Annotated in this window: 8 protein-coding genes; 3 read left to right on the top strand and 5 right to left on the bottom strand. The window is 68.1% G+C overall.

Going from position 1 to position 7,082, the window contains the following annotated elements; all coding sequences use genetic code 11:
* Positions 1–77 precede the first annotated feature (77 nt).
* Positions 78–644, bottom strand: coding sequence for a hypothetical protein (locus VF536_RS17100; protein WP_331616061.1), 567 nt, complete (start codon positions 642–644; stop codon positions 78–80).
* Positions 645–685: 41 nt separating this feature from the next.
* The gene (locus tag VF536_RS17095; RefSeq protein WP_331616060.1) at positions 686–1,888 is read right to left on the bottom strand and encodes an alpha/beta fold hydrolase; all 1,203 of its coding nucleotides are present in this window, start codon (positions 1,886–1,888) and stop codon (positions 686–688) included.
* A 165-nt stretch (positions 1,889–2,053) separates the two neighbouring features.
* Between VF536_RS17095 and VF536_RS17090 the strand changes: the two genes are divergently transcribed.
* Positions 2,054–2,551: a helix-turn-helix domain-containing protein gene (locus VF536_RS17090; protein WP_331616059.1), complete on the top strand. Its 498-nt coding sequence runs from the start codon at positions 2,054–2,056 to the stop codon at positions 2,549–2,551.
* 137 nt (positions 2,552–2,688) lie between these two features.
* Here VF536_RS17090 and VF536_RS17085 read toward each other — a convergent pair whose 3' ends face one another.
* Entirely contained in the window at positions 2,689–4,233 is a 1,545-nt protein-coding gene (locus VF536_RS17085; RefSeq protein WP_331616058.1) for a methyl-accepting chemotaxis protein, read from the bottom strand.
* 551 nt (positions 4,234–4,784) lie between these two features.
* Here VF536_RS17085 and VF536_RS17080 point away from each other — a divergent pair.
* Together VF536_RS17080 and VF536_RS17075 are read left to right on the top strand one after the other, a co-directional pair.
* Complete coding sequence (locus VF536_RS17080; RefSeq protein ID WP_331616057.1) at positions 4,785–5,975, top strand: hypothetical protein; 1,191 nt, start codon at positions 4,785–4,787, stop codon at positions 5,973–5,975.
* A 66-nt stretch (positions 5,976–6,041) separates the two neighbouring features.
* Positions 6,042–6,194, top strand: a complete 153-nt coding sequence (locus VF536_RS17075) for a hypothetical protein (protein ID WP_331616056.1) — start codon at positions 6,042–6,044, stop codon at positions 6,192–6,194.
* 72 nt (positions 6,195–6,266) lie between these two features.
* Here VF536_RS17075 and VF536_RS17070 read toward each other — a convergent pair whose 3' ends face one another.
* Both VF536_RS17070 and VF536_RS17065 read right to left on the bottom strand, forming a co-directional pair.
* Positions 6,267–6,449: a CsbD family protein gene (locus VF536_RS17070; protein ID WP_067275857.1), complete on the bottom strand. Its 183-nt coding sequence runs from the start codon at positions 6,447–6,449 to the stop codon at positions 6,267–6,269.
* A gap of 128 nt (positions 6,450–6,577) precedes the next feature.
* Positions 6,578–6,916 (bottom strand): YdaS family helix-turn-helix protein, encoded by a 339-nt coding sequence (locus tag VF536_RS17065; protein ID WP_331616055.1) that lies wholly within the window; start codon positions 6,914–6,916, stop codon positions 6,578–6,580.
* Positions 6,917–7,082 lie beyond the last annotated feature (166 nt).

Raw genomic sequence — 7,082 nt, 5'->3', positions numbered from 1 at the left:
GACCATCGCGCGCGTCGAGTCCGGCGAACCCGGCGTCGCGATCGGGCACGTGTTCGGTTTGCTGGCCTTGTATGGGATCAGGCCGGCGTTGCCGGACTGATCCCGACACCGCGTCGCAACAGATCGAACGCCATCAGGTGGCTCGCTCCGGAAATGCCGACACCGAAGAACGGAATGAGCGCCATGGGCAAGGTCTGGATGCCTGACATGCGGGGATCGTGGAGCACGAACAGCGTCAACCCCGTACCGATCGCGACGACGAAATCGGCAAACCCGAACAGGTGAAAGACCAGGTAGCGCTTGCGGCTCTTGGGCAGCACGGTGACGGCAAGCGCCATGAGCCCCGCGATGAGATCCCCGACGCCGGCATTGAGAACGAAGCTCTCCGGCACCCAGTCGTTCGCGCCGTACCAGAAGAACACGAGGGCCGCCGCGATCCGCCAGATGTGGAAGGCGGTGAGGCCCCGGAGCCCGATGCGCTCGATGTAGCGCCGCATGTCCTGCGACATCGCATAAAGGATGACCGGGACCACGATGCCCAGGGCAATGATGGCCGCCAGGTACATCGGATCGACCCTGCCGTACAGGCCCGTGGCGGCGGCGGCGGTCACCGCCGATCCCCACGCGGCCAGCACCGCCAGCATGACACGCGTGCCGCGCTGAAGTCCGCCTCCTGACCGCCGGCTCATGGGCGTGCTCCCTCGGGCTTAACGCTCGGCGCCGGCGGCGCGGGCTGCGCCTCGATCCAACGCATGAAGTCTTCCACATGGTTCGCCCACAGTTCGGGCCGCGTCATCGTGTAGTGCCCGGGCGAGCTCGCCGTCCCCGGCTGCACCACGTAACGCCCTTGCGCCACTTGCGGCACCGCCGTCTCCAGCACGTTCAGCTCGTCCGGATTGAATTCGTCATCCGAGAAGTTGAGCGCGAAGAGCTTCGTCCTGATCGCGCCGAGCTGGCCTTCCGGCGCGTAGCTGAATGAGGATTTCAGCGAGTAGAGGATGTCGTTGGGATCGACATGTTCGGCCTGCTGCTGCGTGGCGGCCAGGAACCGGTCCGCCGCCTGACCGTCGGGCACCTGCTGCTGGAGCGCCGAGGCGCTGTCGATCATGAGCCGCAGCACGCGGAAGCCGTTGATCCATCCGCGCGGCGTCTGCGTGTAGTCGCCCTGACGCCAATCGGGATCGGTCTTGATGGCATCGATCACCATCCGCCGCCACAGGAGATTGCGACCCGACACCCGCATCGGCAACGACACCACCGGCATGACGCCGTCCATCATGTCGGGATAGGCCTGCGCCCATTGCCACGCGTTCATGCCGCCCATGGACATGCCGACGATGGCGTGCAGATGCCTGATCCCCAAGGTTTCCGTCGCGAGCTTGTGCTGAAGATCGACGATGTCCCCGTAGTCGTAGTCCGGGAACCGGGCCCGCAGCCCGTCGCTGGGCTTGCTCGACTGGCCGTGCCCGACGCTGTCGGGAAAGATCAGGAAGTAGCGGCGGGCATCGAGCGGCCGCCCCGGCGCGAAGAGCGCCTGGGCGAACGTCGGGCTCAGGAGCGCGCGACTGTCCGCGCCCGTCCAGTGGAGGACGAGCACCGCGTTGTTGATCTCGCCGCGTGCGTTCCGATGCGCGGTGCCCAGCGTCGCGTAATGGATCTTCACGCGATCAAGCGTCTGACCGTTGCGGAACTTGTAGTTCTCGAACCAGACGTCCTTCTGGACGGCCTCCGCGTTCCGACCTTGATCCCAGACGCCGACCGGGTTCGCGGCTGCCGGAGACGGCGTCCGATCCTGAGCGGCGGCCTGGGACATCAGCGCGGAGCCGGACCACAGGGCGGCCAGCGCGATGGCGGTCGATGCGGCCCGGGAAAGGTCTCGAAGTTTCATGGCGGGTTTCCTGTCGACAGGTGGCATGGCGGATGACTTCATCCAATCACTCTCATCATGAGAGTAACGAATCATTCCATGACTCTTATAATCAGAGCTTCCTGGTAGGACATTGCCGCCGGTGGGCGCACACGCGTGGAGGAAGGTCCACGCAAGGGGACGGGGATGAAATCCAAAGGCTTCGAAGGGATGATCTGCTCGATGGCGAGCGTCATGGGCGCATTGGGCGACCGCTGGGGCGCGCTGATCGTGCGCGACCTCTACCTCGGCCTGCGCCGCTATGACGACCTGCGCGAATCGACCGGTGCCAGCAATGCCACGCTGTCCGACCGCCTCAAGTCATTGCAGCAGAGCGGCCTGGTCGAGCGGCGCCTGTACCAGACGCGGCCCGACCGGTATGAATACGTCCTGACGCCGGAGGGCCAGGAGGTGGGGCTGGTCCTGCTGGCGATGGTGCAGGTCGGGGACAAGTGGAACGTCGACGGACTTCCCGGTCCGCCGCTGCGTTTCGTCGACGCCAGCACCGGCCGCGCAGTCCTGCTGAACCTGGTCGATGCGCAGACGGGGCAGCCCGTGGATCCCTCCCATCTGTCGATCGAGGCAGGACCCGGCGCCGACGATCTGACGCGATGGCGTCTGGAGCGCGCGCGGGCGATGCGCTGAATCCAGGCACCGCTCACTTCGCGCTGGAGGCCCACGTCGAGGAGATGGCCCCGATCATCCGGGACTTCCTGGATCGCAAAGTGCCACGCTCGAAGTGAGCGCACAGGGCGGCACGCGCCGCCTCGGCGCGTGCCGGATCAGGCGAGCTTGAACGTCGCCACGACCTTGACGAGCTGCTCGGCCTGGGACTTCAGGCCGCTCGCGGCGGCGGCCATCTGCTCGACCAGCGCGGCGTTCTGCTGCGTCGCCTGGTCGATGTGGGTGACGGCCTCGCCGACCTGCGCGACACCGCTGGACTGCTCGGTGCTGGCCGAGCTGATCTCGCCGATGATGTCGTTGACGCGGCGGATGCTGCCGACGACTTCGGTCATCGTCTCGCCGGCGCGGTCCACCATCTTCGTGCCCTGCTCGACGCGCTCGACGCTGGCGGTGATCAGGCGCTTGATCTCCTTGGCCGCCTCGGCGGAACGCCCGGCCAGCGAGCGCACCTCGGACGCGACCACGGCGAAGCCGCGGCCCTGCTCGCCCGCACGCGCCGCTTCCACCGCCGCGTTCAGCGCCAGGATGTTGGTCTGGAAGGCGATGCCGTCGATGACGCCGATGATGTCGCCGATCTGACGCGACGAATCGTTGATGCCCTTCATCGTCTCGACCACGCGGCCGACCACCTCGCCGCCCTGCACCGCCACGTCGGACGCGTTCTGCGCCAGCTGGTTGGCCTGGTGCGCGCTGTCGGCGTTGTGGCGCACGGCGGCGCTCAACTGCTCCATCGACGACGCCGTCTCCTCCAGCGAGCTGGCCTGCTGCTCGGTGCGCGCGCTCAGGTCCATGTTGCCGACGGCCATCTCGTCGCTGGCGGTCTGGATGCCCTCCGACGCCTGGCGCACCTGACGCACGAGGTCGGTGAGACCGGTGCTCATCTTGCCGAGTGAGCCGACCAGGTAGGCGATCTCGTCACGGCCTTCGACCTGCAGTCGCTTGGACAGGTCGCCCTGCGCGACCGCGTCGACCAGCTCGATGGCCTGCGCCATCGGCCGCGTGATCGAGCGGGTCAAGATGATCGCCAGCACGATGCCGAGGGTGATCGCGATCACGCCCAGCACCTCCAGATGGAACTGGGCGCGCGCGGTGTCCGCGGCGATGGTCTGGTTCATCTCGTCGATGACCTTGCGCTGGTAGTCCAGCACCGCGGTCAGCGCGGCCACGTAGGCCGGCGCCACGACGCTGAATTCGCTGTCGAAGATGCGGTTGGCCTCGTCGGCCTTGTCGGCGCGCTTGGCCGCCATCATGCGGTCGCGCGCGTCGAGGTAGCCCTTGCGGGCCCCGTTGAACTTCTCCAGCAGCGGCTTCTCGGCGTCGGCCGTGGGCAGCTCCGCGAGCGCCTTGACGATCTCGTTGCCGCGCGCGGTCGAGGCCTTCGCCTCGTCGCGGAAGAGCGCCTCCAGCCCGCCATCGGCGTTCTTCGCGATCGCCTTGCCGCGGGTCACGCCGGCCACGACATTGCGCAGCTGCTCTTCCAGCAGGCGCTCCTTGGCCAGCGGGGACGCCATCATGGACTGGACGGCGACCGACGCGCTGTTCAGGCGCAGCACGCTGACCACCAGCATCAGCGCCAGCAGCAGCAGGATGAGGGCAAAGCCGGCACCAAGCCGGGTTCCGACGCGCAGGTTGTTCAGAGTCATGAGGACCTCATCCAGGACAGTGGGAGATGGAAGCGACCGGCGGCGGGGAGTGCCCACCGGTTTGGTGCGCGAGCCTATGCCCTTGTTTCATCGGCGAACAGTGCCGGGGCGGATCCGATCGATGCGGGGACGTGAACAGCTTGACGAAAGCCGATTCGTTACGCCGCCCGGGACCGAACCCCCCATGACGGATCGATGACGGCGCGGCCGCGGGTGCCGTCTGTCGGCGGAGACTGCAGTCCGTCACGACCCGCCGGTAGCGCGTCTCCTGGCGGTCGTCCCGGACGGGCGGCCCATCGAGACTCCGGGCTCCGATGACCGAGCTTAGAGGGAAGAGAATGAAATCACTGGTCGTGCTGCCGCTCTGTGCGGTGCTCGCGGCGGCGCCCGCGTCGATCCTGGCCCAGGCAACGCAAGCGGCTCCGGCGGCTACGGCTTCTGCAACTGCAACTGCAACTGCGACTGTCGCAGCGACGACAAACTGCCTAGTCGGTGCCTATCGTCTGGAGAACGGCCAGACGCTGGACCTTGCGCCGGACCGACGCGACGCCTTGCGTTGGACTGCATTCAACGGCGAGACGGGCCGGCTGCGCCCGCAGCCTGACGGCGCGTGGATCAGCACCGTCGGCTGGACCGACAAGCCGGCGAAGGACACCTTGTCATCGACCGACTGCGCCACCGGCGACATCACGTTCGGCGGACAGCGCGGCAAGCGCATCGCGTTCGACGTGACCGAGACCCGCTTCGATGCGGGCGGCGTCCCGCTGGTCGGCCGACTCGTGATGCCGCGCGGCCAGGGCCCCGTCCCGGTGGTGGTACTCCTCCACGGCTCCGAGACCGACTCAGCGCTCGACGGCAACCCGCTCCAGCGCCAGTTCCCCGCGGAGGGCGTCGGCGCCTTCGTCTTCGACAAGCGGGGTACCGGCGCCTCCGGCGGCGCGTACACGCAGGACATCCCCCTGCTCGCCGACGACGCGGTCCGGGCCATGGAGGAAGCCCGTCGACTGGCGGGATCGCGCGTCGGCCGCATCGGTTATCAGGGCGGCAGCCAGGGCGGATGGGTGGCGCCGTTGGCGGCCGATCGCGCGCCGGTGGACTTCGCGATCGTGAGCTTCGGCCTGACGGTGTCCATGCTCGAGCAGGACCTGCAGAGCGTCGCGCTCGAGATGCGCGCCGGCCGGCATTCCGCGCAGGAGACGGAGAAGGCGCTGGCGCTGACCCGCGCCGGCCAGAAGGTGATCGAGACGCGCGGCAACGAAGGCTACGAGGCGTTCGACGCCTTGCGCGCCGAGTACCGGTCGCAACCGTGGTTCAAGGACGTCCGCGGCAACTTCCTGCATCTGGTGCTGCCGCTCGACAAGGCGCAGATCGTCGAGGGGCTGAACACCACCTACAAGTTCGACGTGTCCTTCCGCTACGACCCGATGCCGACGCTGCGGGCCTCGCGCACGCCGCAGCTGTGGGTGCTCGGCGCGGACGACCGCGTGGCGCCGAGCGCCGGCTCCGCGGCCGACATCCAGTCGCTGATCGCCGCGGGCAAGCGCTACACGCTGGCGATCTATCCCGGGGCCGACCACGGGATGACCGAGTTCGAGCCCGCGCCGGACGGCCGGCGCGTCTCGACGCGTTATGCCGGGGGCTACTTCGCGATGATGCGGGACTTCATCCGGGACGGCCGCGTCGATGGCGCTGGCGATCGCTACGGGAAGGCCGTCGTGACGCCGCCACGGGCGGTGGAGTGACTGGAGGGCGTCGGCAGTAGTAGAGTGCCGCCATCCCGACCCTGAACCACAGAAGGAAACCGAGCCATGCCAAAAGGCGAGCAACGCAACGACAAGGCCAACAAGAAGCCCAAGAAGGACACCAGCACTCCGAAGGAGTCGTCCTCCGTCTCCACCCGGCCGGTCGCGCCGATGACCGCGGTGGCGCCCAAGGGCAAGCTGAAGAACAAGCCGGCCTGATCTGGCGCGGGTGCAATGAGCAACGCCGGCGGGACTCGCGTCCCGCCGGCGTTTTTCATGGGCGCCGGGGCATCAATGCTTGCCGGCGTCCTTCGCGGCTTCCTTCACGTCGCCGTAGGCCTTCTGGGCCTTGCCGTCGACCTGCTTGGCCAGGCCCTTGGCCTGTTGTTCGGTGCTGCCGATGACCTCACCGGTCTTCTGTTGCACCTTGCCGGCTGCGTCCTTGACGGCGCCCTTCACTTGGTCCTTGTTCATCGTCTACTCCAGAAAGTTACTGCGTATCTCGCAGGGTGCGATGGCACGGACTTGATCCTAGGCGCGGCCCCGTCCGCGGCGTGACGGCGGGCGGCGCGTCCTGTCGTCGGTGTGGTCCTACAGGCCTTCTACAAGCCGTCGCACTCGCGCGCGAACGGGTTGCGCCGGGGCATGTTGGCGATCTCCTGCAGCGTCCACAGTTCGGCGGGCGTCATGTGGACCAGCTCGCCGAGCGCGGGCAGCCGATCCGTCGGGATCGTGCGTCCGCCCGTGCGGGCTTCGCTGACGTGCTGGCGGGGGACTTTCAGATGCCGGGCCAGTGCGGCCTGGCTGCCGCACAGACGCACGGCGCGATCGACGGCGAGCTGCCAGGTCGGCGACGGGATCGGCGTGTCGACATCCACGTCGATGCCGATGTCGCGAGCACCCGCGAAGGCGCCCGCAAAGAGGGTTCCAAGAGTTTCCATGACGAGAGATCCTGCTGCCGCGTGAGCGGGCAGCCGCTGGCGCCGAGTCGTCCTGCGGGCGACGGCGGCGTGACCTCATCGGGCGGGCGCGGCAACGGCCGCGTCGGCGGTAGCGACGGCGGCGGCGGCCCGGACGATGCGGAACGGCGGAACGCGCGACGTCGGC

Origin of the sequence: Roseateles sp., assembly GCF_036486225.1 — a bacterium.
Lineage (GTDB): Bacteria > Pseudomonadota > Gammaproteobacteria > Burkholderiales > Burkholderiaceae_C > Roseateles.
Note: the sequence above shows the minus strand (reverse complement) of the source record. Positions and strands in the feature narration are given on the sequence as shown.

Excerpts from the sequence above, each read along its gene's own strand:
- VF536_RS17095 (WP_331616060.1), bottom strand. The coding sequence starts at position 1,888 with ATGAAACTTCGAGACCTTTCCCGGGCCGCATCGACCGCCATCGCGCTG.
- VF536_RS17090 (WP_331616059.1), top strand. The coding sequence starts at position 2,054 with ATGAAATCCAAAGGCTTCGAAGGGATGATCTGCTCGATGGCGAGCGTC.
- VF536_RS17065 (WP_331616055.1), bottom strand. The coding sequence starts at position 6,916 with ATGGAAACTCTTGGAACCCTCTTTGCGGGCGCCTTCGCGGGTGCTCGC.
- VF536_RS17070 (WP_067275857.1), bottom strand. The coding sequence starts at position 6,449 with ATGAACAAGGACCAAGTGAAGGGCGCCGTCAAGGACGCAGCCGGCAAG.
- VF536_RS17085 (WP_331616058.1), bottom strand. The coding sequence starts at position 4,233 with ATGACTCTGAACAACCTGCGCGTCGGAACCCGGCTTGGTGCCGGCTTT.
- VF536_RS17075 (WP_331616056.1), top strand. The coding sequence starts at position 6,042 with ATGCCAAAAGGCGAGCAACGCAACGACAAGGCCAACAAGAAGCCCAAG.
- VF536_RS17100 (WP_331616061.1), bottom strand. The coding sequence starts at position 644 with ATGCTGGCGGTGCTGGCCGCGTGGGGATCGGCGGTGACCGCCGCCGCC.